This is a genomic window from Petroclostridium sp. X23, assembly GCF_030013905.1.
Classification (GTDB): domain Bacteria; phylum Bacillota; class Clostridia; order SK-Y3; family SK-Y3; genus X23.
Genome location: NZ_CP124862.1, coordinates 2,300,235 through 2,318,211, shown reverse-complemented (window position 1 = coordinate 2,318,211; position 17,977 = coordinate 2,300,235). Strand labels below are relative to the sequence as shown.

Sequence of the window (17,977 nt, the reverse complement as noted above, 5' to 3'; positions counted from 1 at the left end):
CGAAAAGTAAGCAAGTATCAAAATAAAAATAATAAGTACGCCACCATCAAGTGCTTACTGTCCGATTGCTAAACGATATTACCGATATTAGCTGCATGACATATACCTTTCAAGATATAAACATATTAATGATACGAGGGGTTGTATTATGAGAAAGTTAAACGGTTTTTGGAAATGGATTATCACGGTTTTATCCGTTTCCTTGGTTATATTTCAGATTTATACATCAGGATTTGGGGCATTTCCCGACATCGTTCAGAGAAGTGTTCACCTGTTCTTTGTGCTTACGTTGTGTTTTCTTCTGAAACCAATGCGTAAAGGCAAGGATATGGATAAGGTACCTGTCATCGATATTATATTTTCAATATTAGCTGCCGGGTCAACGCTCTATATGTTCTTTACGTATCAAAAAATATTATGGGATCCGCTTCAATGGGTTAGTCCTTTGGATACTTTTTTTGCTGTTGTGTTGGTCATATTGACTTTGGAAGCCAGCAGAAGAGCGGTGGGATTGACGTTCCCTATTATGGCGGCAGTATTTTTGATATATGCGTACTATGGAGAATATTTCCCGGGCATGTGGGGACATCAACGGTTTAGCTTTGATTATATTTTCCAAAATTTCTATCATAGTACCAATGGGATATGGGGTACAATGGTAGGACTTTCAGCAACAATGTTAGCCATGTTTGGTATCTTTGGCGCGGTGCTTTCTGCTACAGGGGGATCACAAACCTTTATAAAGTTAGGGCAAATTTTAACAGGTAAATCTGTTGGCGGACCTGGCAAGGTTTCACTTATTGCAAGTGGGCTTTTTGGAATGATTTCCGGAAGTGCGATGGCGAATGTAGTAGCAACGGGAACATTTACCATACCATTAATGAAAAGGTCAAAATATTCAAGTGAGTGGTCTGCAGCCATTTCTGCCGTGGGGTCCACGGGAGGTCAGATTATGCCGCCTATGATGGGTGCAGGTGCCTTCATCATGGCGCAGCTGATTAGCGTATCCTACTTGAAGATTGCAGTGGCAGCGATTGTGCCGGCATTTTTATATTATTTTGGAGCATTTGTTGCGTTGCATTTTCTCTCTTTAAAGCTGGGAATTCGCGGGACTGCTGTGAAAGAAAAGATTTCGTATGTGGAATATTCTATCATTTTTATACCCATTATTGTTTTTATATTTTTCTTGGTAAGTAATTATACAGTGACTATCGCAGCTTTTTATGCAACCATTGCTTCTATTATTACTTGCGCGATATGCTATTTTATACGTACTAAAAGTGCTTCAACAGCAGCAAAAGATACAGGAAAACTTTGTTTTGACGTATCTATGAAAGGTGCATCCAGCATATTGGATATGGCTGCATTACTGGCAGGCGCTCAGATTGCTATTTCATTAATTTCCATGACAGGTTTCGGAGTAAAGCTGTCTGATCTGATTGTAAGTATAGGACAGAATAACCTGTTTCTTTGTTTGGTGCTGTCCATGTTTGTTTGTATCATTTTAGGCATGGGACTTCCGACAACAGCTGCATATGTACTTGCGGCAGCTATTCTTGCACCTGCTTTGATTTCATTAGATATACAACCATTGATTGCACATATTTTTGTTTTTTATTTTTCAACCCTTGCTACCATTACGCCGCCTGTTTGTGCTGCGGTATTCCTCAGTGCAGGCATAGCGGAGGCCAATTGGTTGAAAACCGGATGGCTGTCATGTCTGCTTGCAATACCGGCGTTTGTGGTTCCGTATACTTTTGCGTACAATAAAGCCCTATTATTAATGGGGAACCCTTACAATATTGCGCTTGGTGTTATAACTGCCATTATCGGCGTTTTTATAATCGGTTTAGCTATTGCCGGTTACACAAACAAGAGAATGAACATGATTTTGAGAGTTATTATGTTTATCGGAGGAATATTCCTACTTATTCCAAATATGGCATGGAGCTTAATCGGACTTGTTGTCGGAGGAATTTCCATTGTTATGTCCAGTGATTTGAATAAAATGAAGAAAGGAAGTGGTCAGATTGGCTAAAATTAGTATTGAAGGCGCTTGTGACTTGCACATCCATACTACACCGGATATTTTCGACCGTGTAGCAGATGATATTGAAACTGCGATAGTATGTCGGGATGCGGGAATGAGAGCGGTAGTCTATAAATGTCACGCAGATACCACCATGACAAGGGCATATCACACTCAAAAGCAAGTAGAGGGTATAAAAGTTTTTGGGGGTGTTGTATTAAATCATCAAGCGGGAGGAATTAATCCTGCAGCAGTAGATGTTGCGTTAAAGCTGGGAGCTGTTCAAATTTGGATGCCTTCCTACCATTCTCTTGCACATTATAAAGAAACCGGAAAACTTGGGGCTTACGGCCATCAAGGAGATGGTGTGACCAGCTATCCTATAGAGGGCATTACAGTTCTGGATGAAAATGGAGAACTAATTCCTCAAGTATATACTGTATTGGAACTGGTCAAAAAACACAATGCTATTATTGGTACCAGTCATTTATCCGCCGAAGAAGCGTTGAAGGTGATTGCTGCCGCAAGGGAAATTGGTTGTCAGAAGGTAGTATTGACACATCCTTTCTTCGGTCCCCCGTCCTGTACGGTGGAACAGATTAAAAAAGCTGTTGATATGGGTGCGTATGTGGAATTTTGCGCCGGAAATGCACTGAGTCCGCTTCCAAAACCCATTCCGATGTCTCTTTATAAAGAGGCGATAGAGCTTGTGGGCAGCAAGAATATTGTTATCTCTACTGATACCGGACAACCGAGAAAAACCCTTGCGCCGGAGACAATGAGAATGTTTGTGCAAACGCTTAACTACATGGGTATTTCTGAGAAAGATCTCTATACCATGTTCAGTGACAATTATAATAAACTTTTGGATTTGGATTAACGATTACTTCAAATTATATTTAACCATCTATAAAAGAGTTGTTTATTGAATTCTAATAATATCGGAGACAGGTTTCGAAGAACCTGTCTCCGATATTATTAACTGTAAGGTAAGGTATGGTATTGTGTTGATTGTAGCCGGATATTATATAATAATGTTATGGATAGAGGAGGGTGCCTATGAAAACTATTATGAATATTAATGAAAGAATTGGCACATGTTGTGTATCGGCTCTTCTTTATGAGGTTTCTGTCTATCCAAAGCCGGGATTGGTAGATCCTTTAACGAATGGTGCTCACCAAGATATGAATTTTTTCACTTTTATAAGTAGTATTGCAGCGATCTCGCATTACTTTACTAGATTTGCAGAATATGGAAGACTTTTGGCTCATATTGATGATACCACTCTTAGCAAGATACGTCCTTTAGGTATTGAATGTGAAGAAGCTATGTTTAAGGCTACTAATGGTGTAAACACACATAAAGGGGCTATCTTTTCTTTAGGAATCATTGCAACTGCAGCGGCATATTGTTATAAAACAAAGCAGTATGTTTCAGCAGATATGATTTGCGATGTGGCAGGTGCCATTGCTCAGGCAGCGCAGAAAGATTTTTCAACGCCTTCTGATTCTTTGGCGATGACCAAGGGACGTAAACTTTATGCAGCTTATGGGATAAAGGGTATTCGTGGAGAAGCGGCATCGGGTTTTTACTCTGTAAGAATGTATGCACTTCCTGTAATGAAAAATTTGTTTTCTTATGACATGCACAGCAAAAATGATATTTATTTGGAAACATTGCTTCATCTTATGACTAAAGTTGAAGATACCAATGTCATTTCAAGGTGTGGCATTCATATGATGGAATATGTGAGAAGTTCTGCTAACAAGGTACTTGGCTTAGGCGGTGCGTTGTCAGTCCAGGGCAAGGATGAACTCATTCGTATGGATCAGGAATATACAAAACGTAATATCAGCCCAGGAGGATGTGCAGACTTACTTTCAGTTGCAATTGCATTGGATCATATGGAAAAGCTTTTGGAATGATGTAGAAGTTGTATGGAGGTTGTTTGAGGTGGAAGATATAAATCAAGAATTATTAAAGGTACTTGCGGCAAGGGAACAGCGTTGGGAAATGCGTAGGAAGTTGGTAAAAGAGAAACGTAGGTGTTTGATCACTGTTACATTATGTATACCGATAGTCTATCGTACCGATGATGAATTCTGTACGCTATTTCAATACTTTTGCAGAACATTTCTAAGCAGTTTAATTCTGAATGGCCATCATGCTTATTTTGAGGATTATATTTGCGGGGAAGATGGGCCTGCTTTTTTCATTTCTATTGAAACAGAGGCTAAAAGCATCAAAAGAATATGTGTTAAGGTTGAGGAGAATGTTACAGGTGCACGTATGCTTGATATTGATGTGATGGATATTGACGGCACTCCCGTTGGACGCGAAGACATTGCTATAGCTCCAAGAAGATGCTTTATTTGTGACAATTCTGCCATGGTTTGTGTATCTAAAAGAAGACATTCTCCGGATGAAATCTCCACATGTGTAGAGCAGCTTAAGGAAAAGATGGCTGTTTCATCTCATTCTTTAACTATATTATCATCAATAGTTAAAGAATGAGTACAAAAGAAAACTTCATAATAATGAAGAAATAGGCAGATTTCTTATACATAAGCACACAAAATGATTCCTAGATATGTAAAAAAAGGATTCATTTTGTGTTTATGTATAACATCAAATTTATTATATACTACTTAAATAATCCTGTTTGCTTTAGAGGAATCAGCAGCGCAAACGCAATGACGGTACCACCTACAAACTGAAGGATATTATAATGTATGCTAAAAATAGGTGTGATCATATTGCCAACCAATATTCCTTCAGCAAAATAATAACCAACAACCATAATTAGGCCGCCAAGGGTCATTCCGATAAGGCTGTTGATACTGAACAGATGGCGGTCTTTCTTATGCAAAACCGTAGAGAGTATCATGAGAATAACAGGAATAGCGATGATGGTTCCCATGAGTACGGTTTGAATATTTGCTGCAAGTTTGCTTAGTTCTTCCGGCCCGCTAAGTTCCAACTGTTCGATGATAGAGGACGCTATCTTAGAAGAAGCGATACCTTGGAGTAAACGATGGAGTGAGATGCCTAAAGCGATCCAAGCGCCGCTAAATACCACAGAAAAAAAGTTCTTCAAATACAGTGTCTTGGCATCTTTAGCATCATGGGCCATGAATCCTACAATCGCACCCATAATCCCCTTAATAATCAATGTAGGGAGTGCATACACGGTATAGCCCAAGTAAATATCCGCCAGGGCGGAACCGATCCCTCCTACCGCTGCGCCATGCTTCCAACCAAGTAAGATGGCGGCAATAAAAATCATGCTATCTCCAATATGGATATACCCTCCCGTACCTGAAATAGGTATGCGGGGCAGTAAACCGGTAGCGATAAAAACTAACGCTGTCATTAAACCCGCGTAAGCGAGGTTTCTAATTTTGCTGTTCATAATACAAATCCTTTCTTTATTTAGCGGGGAGTGAGGAGTGAGGAGAGTTTTCTCCCCACTCCCCGCTCCCCGCTATTAGTTATAATATTTCATAACTGCTCAAAGTCACAGGCGCTTTCAGGTTTTGCAGTACACGCTCAATCAATACACCTTCCCGTACCGGATATTGATAGCCAAAAGTAGAACGGATGGCGATGGAAACAAATTGAACCGCTCTATCTAGTGCGATAGGAAGGCTGTCACCTTGCAAGAGACTTCCCACAAGTACGCTGGTGAAAACATCTCCGGTTCCCGGGTAATTGGCCGGAATATAATCACACGATACCTTCCAGAATCTTTTATCAGAACTGTTATAAGCTACAACTGCGGTTTTGTTTTTGGAGAGGCTTTCAGGTACGCTGGTAATAATGACTGTTTTAGGGCCTTGATCCGCTAACCTGAGAATCCAGCTCTTGAGTTCTTCCTGTTGTATGCTTTCCGGATAGGGTTCGTTAAGCAGTAAAGCAGCCTCGGTAATATTCGGTGTAATGATATCTGCGAGCTTTACAAGTTCACCCATTTTATTTACCATTTTATGATCAAATGTAGCGTATAATTCGCCATCATCTCCTAATACCGGATCAACAACTACCAATTGATCAGGTTGATGGAATTCGTTAATAAAATCAGCCACAATGGAGATTTGGCGTGAAGAGCCTAAAAAGCCGCTGTATATGCTGTTAAATTTGATATCAAGGCTTTTCCAATGTGCAATATATTCTTCCATATGCTCGGTTAGGTCAATAAACTTATAGTTCTCAAATTCACCTGTATGCGTGGAAAGCACTGCTGTGGGAAGAGGACAAACCTGCATGCCCATCGCAGATAAAATTGGAATGATGACGGTAAGTGAGCATCTCCCAAAACCCGATAGGTCATGAATCGCGGCAATGCGGGGTATTATATTCTTCATAGGGTTTCTCCTTTAAATGCGGTAAATTTTCTCATGCATTTTATTGTATCCAATAATGTGTAAGGTATCAAGACCTATTTGGTAAATAAATCTTACTGAGCCGCTTATATGGAAAACTTTTTAGTGAGGAGTGAGGAGAGTTTTTTTCTCTCCACTCCTCACTTATGAAGCTTACGTTAAAACCACAGATTTTATTATTGAGCTATACCATATTTAGCATTATAATAATAAGGGAAAATTACAATCTAAAAGGCGGGGTAAAATGAGCAGACTTGGTGAAAAGATTCGGAATGTCAGGGTACAAAAGGGAATGAGTGCCAAAGAATTGGGCAGAAAATTAGGCGTCGCTGAAAAGTTTATCATTGAAGTAGAAGAAGGCAGGAAAATATTGAACGATGCATTATTAGATAGGATTTCTAAAGTATTCGGGTACAATATAGATGATGATATGCTGTATCAGATAGAGGAAAATAATACTGATAAGCTGCAAGGGAAAAAAGATATTCAGGATATCAGGAAGGCAGCAGCGCAGAAGTTGAAAGAAGCGAACGAAGAGCAGCAAGCGCCTAAGACACAGATAGTGTGGAACGATGCGTTGGAATCCGTTTTGAAGAATGTTCCGATTTATGACTACAGTCTTAGCAAGGTATTGGATGCACGCCCACTGCCGGTTATATCTAACAGGATAGAAGGGCACGCTAAGGATAAAGTCATGTTTATTGAAATACAAGACAGTGATATGATGGGGTTTAGAATAGTAAAAGGTGATATCGCGTTTGGCTATACGACCCATGAGATTGAAAATAATACGATTTGCCTTGTAGAATATAACGGGGAGAGGAAAATCCGACAGATTAAGAAGTTAGATAGCAATCATTTGCTGCTGGTCAGCAATAGAGGAAGTCTGATTACCGAAACAATTCCTATTAAGAATATAAAAGTACTAGTCAAACTGGATAAGGTGGAAATGAAACTATAAAAGATTTATGATCTTATGATTATTTAATAAATTTAACAATTTTAATAATTTCTTCTCATTAACATTCATATAATCTTATGAGTGGTAGTAGGGAGGGATTTATATGTTTGTATTTGTTACTATGAGAAAAAGAACGGTTATATGGATAGCGGCAGCGGCTGTAGTAGGGATCTTAGCATTGATGGTGCAAAGGTCCGGAACAGATAATACAGCAGCTATTTTTACAAATAGCTTTACCAATTCATTAAGTGTTTTTGAAAAAGAAGAAGTTACTGAACAGGTACAGCAGATTGTTGAGATTAGAAGTAAAGCAATACTTGAAGGGAATATGGAATTGGTTAAGTCACTCTTTGACACAAGCACTAAATATGGTACATGGGCGTATGAACATGAGGTTAAGAAAGCCAAGTATCTAGAACAGTGGTCGGATAAACAGGGAGTGAAATTCATTGATATCGTGCCCACCATAAAAGTTCGGTATGGTAAGGACAAAGGAAATGGCTTTACGGTAAATTTTATTGCTTCTACAGAGTATCAATACGTTTATGAGAATGAGCCGGATAAGGTGAATTCGTTTAGAATCGGTACATATCACATATTTGATTTAATGGAGAAGTATGACCGTTGGCTGATTACAAGAGAGTGGTACACCGACCCTTTCGCGGACTCATTGAATCTGGATGATATAAAAAGCCAGGAGATTAAAAGCTATATACTGGCAGCTTCCCAAAGAGATTTTTCAGATTTGAATGAACGAAGGAAAAATGCGGTGGCGTATGCCGACCAGTATTGTGGTGCAGCCAGTGAAGAACAATATGACTTTCAATATAACAAACAATACAGAGACTACAATCCTCAAGGTGGAGACTGTGCCAACTTTGCTTCTCAGATATTGTATGAGGGAGGCAAGTTTAAGAAGACCGGCTCATGGAATTATAATAAGGGCGGTGCCACTAAAGCATGGGTGAACGCGCAGGGGTTTAAAGATTATATGTTGTATAGCGGCCGAGCATCTAAAATTGCGTACGGTACGTATAATCAAGTATATAAACAGGCGTATAAATTGCAGCCGGGGGATTTTGTAGCATATGAGAAAAAAGGAAAAGTAACACATATTTCTGTTGTAACCGGTGCGGATTCCAAAGGGTATTCGTTGGTGAGTTGCCATAATACAGACAGAAATAAGGTGCCGTGGGATCTGGGATGGAGTAACAAAGGGATTAAGTTTTGGCTGGTACATGTGAATTATTAATTGGTTCACAGCAACTGCACCCTACAGGATGCTATGGCTTTACATTTTGCTTTTATGTAGTATAATAAGAGAAAATGTGAAAAGGGGCTGCAGTGATTGAACAAGGTTCTTAACTTTTTAACGCATGCGAAAAGGCTTCGTATCCGTTTTTTGATTCTATTCTTGCTTTTAATTTATATACCTATTACGCTTAACACTATATTTGTTTATACGCAGGCATTACAGGTAGTAAAAGAGGAAAAAATGCAAGCAATGGAACAAATTCTTAAAAAAACAGTTGAATCTACTCAATTAAATATGGAAGGTATAAAGAAGAGTATATTTAACATATCCTCCAATCGTGCGTTAAGAAAAACGGTACAGGGTTTTGAATCCTATACGCCTACGCAGCAAGAACGGCTTACAGGCTTTTATAACCAGGAATTTGAAAAATTAGAGCAGAATTCCTTTATTGACCGGGTTTTTTGTATTACTATAAATGGAAAACTATATTTTGATGATGAAAGTCATATCATCGATTCGCGAGCGTTTATGAAAAGTGCTCTCCAAAAAGAATTTTTGCAATCCATGGAAGATGAAACGTGGCAATATGGATTTTTTGATTTTTACTCAGCAGAGGCTGACGGTGAGCCGATGCTTTTTATGTTGCATAAACTGAAAGAAGTAGGGGTAGCAACCAAGGGCGAGCACAAAAAAACCATTGATATGGAAGAAACAATAGGGTATCTGTTTGTCATGTTGGATATTGGGTCTTTTCAATCGTTATTTGAGAATATTCCCTATGAGCTTGCCGGGCAGATTTCTTTTTATGATAAGGATTTTACGCCTATTCTAACTTCACCAAAGTATAACGTCCCTGCTGGCATACTGCGCAGCCATGCACAAGCTGACTTGATAGGTAAGGCTGACGAAATAAAGATTAAAGGAACGGCGTATGCGTTAGGGGTGGCTGCATTAGATTATCCGAAATGGTATATTATAAATATTATATCGGTGGAAGAATTAATGCACTTAATCAGAAGTGCTTTGAGAAACAGCTATTGGCTTATTATTCCTGTTAGTATTATTGTGGCCTTGTGGGTGTTTATTGAGATGGTTATTCTTTCACGATTGGTTACAGAAAAGGAGATGACTAATTACCGGTTGTTGGTGAGTGAAGATACGCTTCAAAAACTGCGGATCTATAAGCATGATTTTATGAATCATTTGCAAATTATACATTCACTCATAGAAATGAATCAGTCCCAGAAGGCGGCTCAATATCTGAAGAAGATTTCGGAAGAAGGAAAAATTATCACTCAAAACTATGAAATAGGAATTCCCGAGATAGAATCTGCAATTTTTACTTCAATTATTTCTGCTGAAAAGAATAATATCGAAGTAAAGATTGATACTATAAAGCTGCCTGCAAATATAAATGTCAACATCTACGATCTAGTGAAAATTATAACCAATCTCATTAAAAATGCTATGTATGCTTTGACCCGCGCAGATGCAGAGGACAAGCTGTTGACCATACGTATCTATAGTGAGTTGGATGAGTATGTGTTTAAAATTAGTAACAATGTGCCCATTATTCGAGAGGATTTAAGGCAAGTAATCTTTGATAAAGGGTTTACTACAAAAGGAAAAGAAGGAAGCGGATTGGGTCTGCATATCGTAAAAAAATTGGTGCGTGAAAATCATGGGCGTATCGACTTGGTAGTGGATGAGCGAGGAAACCACTTCATCGTGCGTTTTCCCCAGTATCGAATGTAGATAGCGAACTGCCAACTTAAGATATAGATATTTACCGTACTTGAGGTTAGCGGAACGGCACGGGGGCCGCTCCCTACAAAATCTCTTAATCTTTATGAATTGATATAAATTATTATGTATCATTCGTAGGGAACGCCCCCTGTGGCGTTCCGTTTTAGTTCATTTATAGTATAATAATCCGAATATTTACAATTATAAATAGAGAAAAGGTGTGTACAATGAGTAGATTTTTCAATGGCAAAGTAGTAGAACTGTTAGCTCCTGCCGGTACATTCGATATTTTTAAGGAGATTATCGGCAGCGGCGCCGACGCCGTATATCTCGGCGGCAAGAAGTTTAACATGAGAATGCACCGTAAAGATTACAATTTATCAAACGATGAGATCAAACAAGCGATAGAGATTGCTCACTCCATGGGAAAAAAGCTATATATCACTTTTAATAATATGATGAGTGATGAAGAAATAGATAGTGCGAAGGAGTATTTATTGTTCCTCAATAATGTAAGACCCGATGCGCTGATTATTCAAGATATGGGGGCATTATCCATTATAAAACAAACAAATATTGATATCCCCTTGCATGCCAGCGTAATGATGAATGTTCATAATAAGCCGATGATTGACAGACTGCGGGAGTTGGGTGTCTCACGAGTTGTAATGTCCAGAGAGGCAAGCCTGCAAACAATCAGTAAACTGTCTGAAGCTACGCTTATGGAATATGAATATTTTGTCCATGGTGATATGTGTGCGGTACATGGCGCTCAGTGTTTGTACAGCGGCTTGCTCTTTGGAAAAAGCAGCAATCGGGGATTGTGTATGAAGCCGTGCCGATGGCCGTTTCATGTGGATGGAAAAGAGGGTACGGTGTCCGATGGTGAATATCACCTCGCGGTAAAAGACATGTGCATGTACAGGCATATTCCGGAACTGATCTGCGCAGGAGTGAATTCTTTTAAAATTGAAGGAAGAATGCGGGATAGCAAATATCTTGTATCGTTGATTAATATATACCGTAATGCCATTGACCGGTACTTGGATGACCCGGCGGGTTATTACACCGATGAGGAAGAGTATAAAAAACTTTATGACAGCAGGCAAAGAGAGCTATCTACCGGATATGCCTTCAAGGTACCGGGCAGCGCGAACATCGATTTGAGCGGTAAAAGAGAGCCAAGGGTATTCAGTAGAGCGGTAGAGGAATTTGAAATAGAGAAAGGCAGAATAAAAGAGATAAAAATAAAGCTTAATACAGATAGGGCGTGTAATCAACCCTTGCTGGTGATAAAGGTGAATAATATGGCGTCATTAAAGCAAGCGGTAGATCATGGCGCAGATGAGATTTATCTTGCAGGGGAAGTTTTTAAAAATGACCGCCCATTTAATAAAAGAGAAATAAGCAAGGCGATTGAATACGCGCAGGGAAAGAAAATCTATTATGCGCTGCCTCGGATGATGTTTGAACGGCAGTTCAGTGATTATCAGATGCTTTTAAATGATTTGGAAAGATTGGGAGCAGAAGGGGTGGTTATTACCAACTTTGGTGCTGTAGCAGCATATAGTGGGAAAAAACTGAAGATGGTTGGAGACTATGCGTTGAACTGCTACAACAGCAGGGCTGCAGATTTTTACCATCATGAAGGATTAAATAGGCTGACATTATCGGTTGAAGCACCTGCCAATGTACTGAAAGACGTACTGCACCGTAGTCATGTACCTATAGAAATTGTAGTGCAAGGCGCACCGGTAGTTATGTATACGGAACACTGCGTTTATGCTGCAAGCAGTTCTAAATTCACTTCTCAGGATTGCTGTGAGGATTTTTGCGAAGGGAATAGAACAGTCCTTGTAGATGAACAAGGATGCAAGCATCCAATATATGCGGACCAATACTGTAGAAATCATATGATTACTTCAAAAGATATATGTTTGCTGCCTTTAATAAAAGACTTGTGCAGTTTGGGCGTCGGAGCTTTGAGGATAGAGGGACAGCACTATCAGCCTGAAGTGCTGGGCAAAGTTGTGGCAGTTTATCGGGATGCTATAAAGCATCTGCACCTTCAAGAAGAAAATGATGATGTGCGAACAAACATGCTTAAAGAGATCACGGGAAGAGGACAAACTCTAGGTGCATTGAATTACGATTGAGGAGGCTTGAATATGAGCACAAACTATATAGGGCCGGAGAAAATCTTAGAAAAAAAGAAAGAATATCTCGTACCATGTTCTTACCATTTCTATTCCCAGCCACCACAGATGGTGAGAGGAGAAATGCAATATTTGTATGATAGTGAGGGAACGCAATACTTGGATTTTTTTGCAGGGGTATCAGTGATGAACTGCGGGCACTGTAATCCTGAAATATTGGATAAGACAATCGCGCAGATGAAAACGCTGCAGCATACTACGACCATTTATCTTACACAGCCTATTGTAGATCTGGCTGAGAAGCTTGCAGGGGTAATGCCGGGGGATTTGAAGAGAACTTTTTTCTGTGGGACAGGTTCGGAGGCCAATGAAGGGGCACTGCTGCTGGCAAGGCTTTATACCGGTAAAAGCGAGTTTTTATCCATGTATAACGGACTGCATGGAAGAACACACTTGACAATGGCTGTAACAGGTCTGGGGATGTGGAGAACAGACCCTAATCCCGCAGCAGGTATCAGTTTTGTACCAAATCCGTATTGTTACCGATGTCCTTATAAGGCTGATGATGGGCAATGCGGCATGGAATGTGTGGCGCAGGTAGAGAACGTAATAAAAAAGACTACTTCAGGAAGAGTAGCAGCGATGATTGCAGAACCTATCCAAGGTAATGGCGGCATGATTACGCCGCCTAAGGGATATTTTAAAGCACTAAAAGAAGTTTTAAACAAATATGAAATTCTGCTAATCATAGATGAAGTGCAGACCGGTTTTGGAAGAACTGGAAAAATGTTTGCGATAGAACATTATGATATCCAGCCGGATATTATGACCATGGCAAAGGCATTGGGAAATGGTATGCCCATTGCCGCATATTCAACGAGTGATACAATTGCAGCGGCATTTACCCGTCCTTCCGCTTCTACGCTGGGGGGAAACCCAGTGTCCGCAGCTACCGGTATCGCTGTACTGGATTATATTGAAAACAAAAACTTGTGTGAAAGGGCGCGGGTCCTTGGTGATAAACTAAGACAGGGCTTGATGGAAATAAAAGAAAACCACAGGATCGTTGGAGATGTCAGAGGCATGGGTTTAATGCAGGGAGTAGAATTAGTCAAAGAGAAGAAAGAACCGGCAGTAAAAGAAACGGATATGATACTGGAAGCGCTAAAAGAGAAAGGAATCCTGATTGGGAAGAATGGTGCGGATAGAAATGTATTGGCGTTTCAGCCTCCTTTGATTATTACCGAAGAAGATGTGGATCGGATGTTATGTGAATTAAATAATATTTTAAATAAATGGGATAATAAATAAAAGTTTGTGTTTTTAAATAGGCATTAAATACTATTTTGCAGTATTATGTAAAATGCTACAATCAAATTATTGTAAGAACAGCACAATACTATAAAGGAGACGGATTGCATGACCCATGAAAGAGATGTATTAAAAAAAGAAATTCACCAAGTGCAATACCAGCTTAACAAATTGATAGAAGAAGAAGGGCCTTTATCCGAAAGCGTTTTAAGAGTAAGTGCTATATTGGACAATCTTATCGTTGAGTATTTAAAGAGCGCATAATTTGTGGGGAAGTCAATCTGGAGACGGTTATGGAGTTAACACCGGATGAATATTTCTGGCATAAAAAAGCTACCGGTATAATACCTTTAATTAGTAGATACTCATAATAATTAAAGGGTGATAGCAGTGGTTTTTTTTATTACCAATCTTGTATATAATCTTCTCATTGCTTTCGGAGTGGTAGTGGGAGCAGGCGTGTTTGCAGGAATAGGCGCGTTGGTGAATAATCATCCTCCGCTAAAGACCATGCTGGATGTAGCACGTTCTATAAAAATATGGGCAGTAGCTGTCGCATTAGGAGGTACTTTTTCATCTTTTGAGGCAATAGAACAAGGACTGCTAAAAGGAGAGATCAAATCAGTGATCCGGCAGACTGCATATATTGTTATAGCGCTTATCGGTGCCAATGCCGGGTTCAGCTTTATTAAACTTATTCAAAAATGCGGAGATATGTGGCCGAAATGAACATGAAACATCTAAAGTTTATGATTTGCCTGATAACAGGCGTTGTAATCGGTATAGTACTAGGCGTGATAAGTCTTACTGTCTTGGTAAGCTATAGGATGGATATGTATTCTGAGAGAATCAGCTATCTCGAAGCCGTAGTTCAAGATAAGGACGCACGGCTTAAGAAGCTCGAAGAGTCGATAAATAATACGCGGTTCATATTGAAGGACGTAGAAGTTATTTTAGTATATGAAGGAGATAATATTGAGAAAATAGACCTTGAAAAGCATATAAAAGGAAAATATAATGCGTTAGTGGGTAAAGAAGTAAAAAGTATCGATATGGATATGGCAGCTGCAATCATAGACAATAGAATCATGCGGCTAGGGGATCAGGAGTATAAATTGGCGGTTAAAAAAGTCATGTTGTCGGATGTTCTGAAACTGTGGATTGAAGTGGACGTAAAAAGCCCAGATAGCAGTGAATAAAGACACACGTTACAAAGCCAATAATGTAAACAGACCTTTATAGATGCTGTCCACCAGTGGTGTAATGATGTAGGAAGCAGTAGGAGTGATGATAATTGCAATCAGGATGAATCTGCTAAAATATTTTAAGCGGTAAAGCCTGTTAAGGTTCGTATAGTGCACCATGTTGGAAAGAATGTGAAACCCATCCAACGGATGAATGGGAAGAAGATTAAAAATAAACAGTACAAGGTTAATGCGGACGGTATGTTGGGCAATAGCTGTAATACCGCTGGCAATGGTTTCGTTCATACGGTAAGGTAACCCTGCAACAATAAACAGTTTTAACAGTATTGCAAAAAAGAACGCAATGGCAAGATTGATCATTGGACCCGTTAATGAAACCATTATATCGTCACGGCGGGGATTCTTGAAATTGCGGCGGTCTACTTGCACAGGCCGGGCCCAGCCAAATCCGGTAATAACAATCAATATGAGACCAAAGACATCGAGATGCGGCAGAGGATCGACAGTAAGTCTTCCTTGATCCTTTGGTGTAGAGTCTCCTAACTTGACGGCAGCATAAGCATGCGCGAATTCATGAAAAACAAAACCGATGATTATTCCCGGCAAAGTTAGCAGGATCTCCATGGGATCAAAATGAAGCATATGAACTCTCCTCTTAAACAAATGTATAATGAAATAGTAACATAGATAAGAAAAGAGCGTCAAGAGAGCAGTGGAGAGTGAATAATGAATAGTGAATAATGAATAATGAATAATGAATAATGAATAATGAATAATGAATAATGAATAATGAATAATGAATAATGAATAATGAATAATGAATAGTGATTAATGTACAATATAAAAACCATATAAGTTTTAATAGTTTATAGGACGTTGTAGTACACAGAAGGGCAAGACATGGGGACAGGTCGAGATCACTGATAAGGAGTGAAGCTCCGTCCCCGTGCTTTGCGACTGACCGATGAAGCACTTTCTCAATGATTTCAGACTGTCCCCTGAGTCTTGCTAAGGCTTCTCACAGCCTTCTGATTTTCAATCTATTGCTCACATGGGAGACACCTTCAACGTCGGCGGCCAATTCTATGGCAAGTTCCATATCTTTGGCAGTGGCTACATAGCCTTTTAGTGTGACCTTTCCATTACTTACATCGGTTTGAATATCCGGGATACTGAGGCGTGTGCCTGAAAGCACCTGATTGATTTTATTCTTTAATGTTGCGTCATCATAGCTGTGTGAAGATGTAATATCCAAATTGCTAGCCACATCTTTGATGCCTCTTACGCTGCGGGCAAGCTCAATGGCATGCATCTCATCCGCTAAAGTGCTTACAGCGCCTGTCAATGTAGCGCTGCCTCCCGATACTTTAGAACTGACTCTGCGGAGATTACTGGCATATTTGCTATGTTTGATTGTCCGGTCAAGCTCAGCCATGATATGGTTGTCACTTAGCTCGCCATCCATGGAAATAGTCAGATTGTTTTCAATATTGTGTATTCCATCCATTCCCTTTAAAATCTCTTCCGCATATTTTTTTTCAGCCAATACATCCACGAAGCCGGATAAATGGACAAAGCCGTTTTGATACTCTACATTTATATCCATAGAGCTAGCCCCCATCTTTTCCTCTAAGTTATCTTTGATAATTTTAGTCATTTTTGCATCTTTATCCATATATAAACCTCCATCATATTTTATCACTCGAAAATTCAAGAGCAGAGTTTAAGCATTGTACAAAGTTGGTATGTATACTTATGGATGCATGCCGTTTTCTTTTTATTATTTATGTGATATACTTGTTTATATAAGCCTAAATTAGTAGTGTATTAATACAGATTATTTGGATTGCGGTGTTTAGCATATCAACATAATGTTCATAATTGAAATATATATTTCTTTTTTAGCTCCAAACTCCGAACTCCGAGCTTATAACTATAATTATCATTTGTATAACTTCACCAATTTATGCGATGAAATTATTGTGTATTTTATTCGAAAAAATTATAAAAATTACTGACAAATGGAAAATAAAAAAGGTATAATCTAATTAAAAGATAAACAGGGGTGCGCAGCTGTGCTACAGAGTCTTTATGATTTTTTATTCCAATTTATTAAGTTTATAAAACTAAGCGATATTATTGATGTTACGATTGTTGCCTATGTTATATATAAAACCATTAGGCTTATCCGTGAAACCAGAGCAGAGCAGCTCATTAAAGGGATCGTGATTCTTCTTGTGGTTACACAGCTTAGTGACTGGTTAAACTTAAATACCATTAATTTCATACTAAAAAACACCATGCAGGTGGGTGTATTGGCTCTTTTGGTTGTTTTCCAGCCGGAGCTTCGCCGTGCTCTCGAACAGATGGGAAGAAGCCGTTTTGGCAATATGTTTGTTTTTGAAGAGTACAATACCGAAAGCAGTATCGCTCTTGCTATAGAAGAAATCGCAAAAGCAGTACATACGCTTTCGCAAAACCGCATTGGTGCACTTATGGTTATTGAAAGAGATACAAAAATCGGCGATATTATCAGAACGGGTATTACGATGGATTCCATCATAAGTGCCGAGCTGCTGGTAAATATATTTATTCCTAATACACCGTTGCATGACGGTGCAGTCGTCATTAGGGAGAATAAGATCAAAGCCGCGGCATGTTTTCTTCCCCTTACACAAAACCAAAATCTCAGCAAGGAACTAGGGACAAGACATAGGGCCGCATTAGGCATATCCGAAAACTCTGATGCTGTAGTAATTGTTGTATCAGAAGAGACAGGAAAGATTTCTTTTGCTCTGGACGGAGACCTTACTAGAAATTTGACAGTAGAAACGCTGAAGAAAGCACTCAATAAGACCATTCAGATTAGTAGAGAGAAAAAAAATAAGAAAAAGCTTATATCTTGGAAGGGGAAAGGCAAGTGAAGGGTAT

At 39.3% G+C, this 17,977-nt stretch carries 17 protein-coding genes; 13 read left to right on the top strand and 4 right to left on the bottom strand.

Annotated elements, in window-relative coordinates; all coding sequences use genetic code 11:
* The first annotated feature begins 148 nt into the window (after positions 1-148).
* From QKW49_RS11040 to citX, 4 genes are all read left to right on the top strand, one after another.
* On the top strand, positions 149-2,038 hold the full coding sequence (locus QKW49_RS11040) for a TRAP transporter fused permease subunit (protein ID WP_282867587.1): 1,890 nt from the start codon (positions 149-151) through the stop codon (positions 2,036-2,038).
* A complete protein-coding gene (locus QKW49_RS11035) occupies positions 2,031-2,909 on the top strand; it encodes a DUF6282 family protein (RefSeq protein ID WP_282867586.1) in 879 nt (292 codons plus the stop codon). The genes QKW49_RS11040 and QKW49_RS11035 overlap by 8 nt, the downstream gene beginning before the upstream one ends.
* A 179-nt stretch (positions 2,910-3,088) precedes the next feature.
* Entirely contained in the window at positions 3,089-3,955 is an 867-nt protein-coding gene (gene citG, locus QKW49_RS11030) for a triphosphoribosyl-dephospho-CoA synthase CitG (RefSeq protein WP_282867585.1), read from the top strand.
* Positions 3,956-3,983: 28 nt separating this feature from the next.
* Positions 3,984-4,544: a citrate lyase holo-[acyl-carrier protein] synthase gene (gene citX, locus QKW49_RS11025; RefSeq protein ID WP_282867584.1), complete on the top strand. Its 561-nt coding sequence runs from the start codon at positions 3,984-3,986 to the stop codon at positions 4,542-4,544.
* Between the two features lie 130 nt (positions 4,545-4,674).
* On the opposite strand, the gene QKW49_RS11020 is transcribed toward citX, so the two are convergent.
* Together QKW49_RS11020 and QKW49_RS11015 are read right to left on the bottom strand one after the other, a co-directional pair.
* A complete protein-coding gene (locus QKW49_RS11020; protein WP_282867583.1) occupies positions 4,675-5,442 on the bottom strand; it encodes an ECF transporter S component in 768 nt (255 codons plus the stop codon).
* A 79-nt stretch (positions 5,443-5,521) separates the two neighbouring features.
* On the bottom strand, positions 5,522-6,394 hold the full coding sequence (locus QKW49_RS11015) for a pyridoxamine kinase (RefSeq protein WP_282867582.1): 873 nt from the start codon (positions 6,392-6,394) through the stop codon (positions 5,522-5,524).
* A gap of 262 nt (positions 6,395-6,656) precedes the next feature.
* Between QKW49_RS11015 and QKW49_RS11010 the strand changes: the two genes are divergently transcribed.
* From QKW49_RS11010 to QKW49_RS10975, 8 genes are all read left to right on the top strand, one after another.
* Complete coding sequence (locus QKW49_RS11010; protein ID WP_282867581.1) at positions 6,657-7,373, top strand: S24 family peptidase; 717 nt, start codon at positions 6,657-6,659, stop codon at positions 7,371-7,373.
* A gap of 103 nt (positions 7,374-7,476) precedes the next feature.
* On the top strand, positions 7,477-8,625 hold the full coding sequence (locus QKW49_RS11005) for an amidase domain-containing protein (RefSeq protein WP_282867580.1): 1,149 nt from the start codon (positions 7,477-7,479) through the stop codon (positions 8,623-8,625).
* Positions 8,626-8,721: 96 nt separating this feature from the next.
* Entirely contained in the window at positions 8,722-10,383 is a 1,662-nt protein-coding gene (locus QKW49_RS11000; protein ID WP_282867579.1) for an ATP-binding protein, read from the top strand.
* A 218-nt stretch (positions 10,384-10,601) separates the two neighbouring features.
* On the top strand, positions 10,602-12,530 hold the full coding sequence (locus tag QKW49_RS10995) for a U32 family peptidase (protein ID WP_282867578.1): 1,929 nt from the start codon (positions 10,602-10,604) through the stop codon (positions 12,528-12,530).
* Positions 12,531-12,542: 12 nt separating this feature from the next.
* Positions 12,543-13,841, top strand: coding sequence for an aspartate aminotransferase family protein (locus QKW49_RS10990; RefSeq protein WP_282867577.1), 1,299 nt, complete (start codon positions 12,543-12,545; stop codon positions 13,839-13,841).
* Positions 13,842-13,949: 108 nt separating this feature from the next.
* Entirely contained in the window at positions 13,950-14,105 is a 156-nt protein-coding gene (locus QKW49_RS10985) for an aspartyl-phosphate phosphatase Spo0E family protein (protein ID WP_282867576.1), read from the top strand.
* Between the two features lie 126 nt (positions 14,106-14,231).
* Positions 14,232-14,570 (top strand): YtrH family sporulation protein, encoded by a 339-nt coding sequence (locus QKW49_RS10980; protein WP_282867575.1) that lies wholly within the window; start codon positions 14,232-14,234, stop codon positions 14,568-14,570.
* Positions 14,567-15,040 (top strand): hypothetical protein, encoded by a 474-nt coding sequence (locus tag QKW49_RS10975; protein ID WP_282867574.1) that lies wholly within the window; start codon positions 14,567-14,569, stop codon positions 15,038-15,040. Before QKW49_RS10980 ends, QKW49_RS10975 begins: the two co-directional genes overlap by 4 nt.
* A 9-nt stretch (positions 15,041-15,049) precedes the next feature.
* Here the strand turns inward: QKW49_RS10975 and QKW49_RS10970 are convergent, their stop codons facing one another.
* Both QKW49_RS10970 and QKW49_RS10965 read right to left on the bottom strand, forming a co-directional pair.
* Positions 15,050-15,688: a site-2 protease family protein gene (locus QKW49_RS10970; RefSeq protein WP_282867573.1), complete on the bottom strand. Its 639-nt coding sequence runs from the start codon at positions 15,686-15,688 to the stop codon at positions 15,050-15,052.
* Between the two features lie 376 nt (positions 15,689-16,064).
* The gene (locus QKW49_RS10965) at positions 16,065-16,721 is read right to left on the bottom strand and encodes a BON domain-containing protein (RefSeq protein WP_282867572.1); all 657 of its coding nucleotides are present in this window, start codon (positions 16,719-16,721) and stop codon (positions 16,065-16,067) included.
* Between the two features lie 400 nt (positions 16,722-17,121).
* Here QKW49_RS10965 and cdaA point away from each other — a divergent pair, with 400 nt between their 5' ends.
* Complete coding sequence (cdaA, locus tag QKW49_RS10960) at positions 17,122-17,970, top strand: diadenylate cyclase CdaA (RefSeq protein WP_282867571.1); 849 nt, start codon at positions 17,122-17,124, stop codon at positions 17,968-17,970.
* Positions 17,971-17,977 lie beyond the last annotated feature (7 nt).

What these genes read in the sequence shown, in the direction of transcription:
- QKW49_RS11040 (WP_282867587.1), top strand. Translation starts at nt 149, where the DNA reads ATGAGAAAGTTAAACGGTTTTTGGAAATGGATTATCACGGTTTTATCC.
- citG (WP_282867585.1), top strand. Translation starts at nt 3,089, where the DNA reads ATGAAAACTATTATGAATATTAATGAAAGAATTGGCACATGTTGTGTA.
- QKW49_RS11020 (WP_282867583.1), bottom strand. Translation starts at nt 5,442, where the DNA reads ATGAACAGCAAAATTAGAAACCTCGCTTACGCGGGTTTAATGACAGCG.
- QKW49_RS11015 (WP_282867582.1), bottom strand. Translation starts at nt 6,394, where the DNA reads ATGAAGAATATAATACCCCGCATTGCCGCGATTCATGACCTATCGGGT.
- QKW49_RS11010 (WP_282867581.1), top strand. Translation starts at nt 6,657, where the DNA reads ATGAGCAGACTTGGTGAAAAGATTCGGAATGTCAGGGTACAAAAGGGA.
- QKW49_RS11005 (WP_282867580.1), top strand. Translation starts at nt 7,477, where the DNA reads ATGTTTGTATTTGTTACTATGAGAAAAAGAACGGTTATATGGATAGCG.
- QKW49_RS10995 (WP_282867578.1), top strand. Translation starts at nt 10,602, where the DNA reads ATGAGTAGATTTTTCAATGGCAAAGTAGTAGAACTGTTAGCTCCTGCC.
- QKW49_RS10990 (WP_282867577.1), top strand. Translation starts at nt 12,543, where the DNA reads ATGAGCACAAACTATATAGGGCCGGAGAAAATCTTAGAAAAAAAGAAA.
- QKW49_RS10985 (WP_282867576.1), top strand. Translation starts at nt 13,950, where the DNA reads ATGACCCATGAAAGAGATGTATTAAAAAAAGAAATTCACCAAGTGCAA.
- QKW49_RS10975 (WP_282867574.1), top strand. Translation starts at nt 14,567, where the DNA reads ATGAACATGAAACATCTAAAGTTTATGATTTGCCTGATAACAGGCGTT.
- QKW49_RS10970 (WP_282867573.1), bottom strand. Translation starts at nt 15,688, where the DNA reads ATGCTTCATTTTGATCCCATGGAGATCCTGCTAACTTTGCCGGGAATA.
- QKW49_RS10965 (WP_282867572.1), bottom strand. Translation starts at nt 16,721, where the DNA reads ATGGATAAAGATGCAAAAATGACTAAAATTATCAAAGATAACTTAGAG.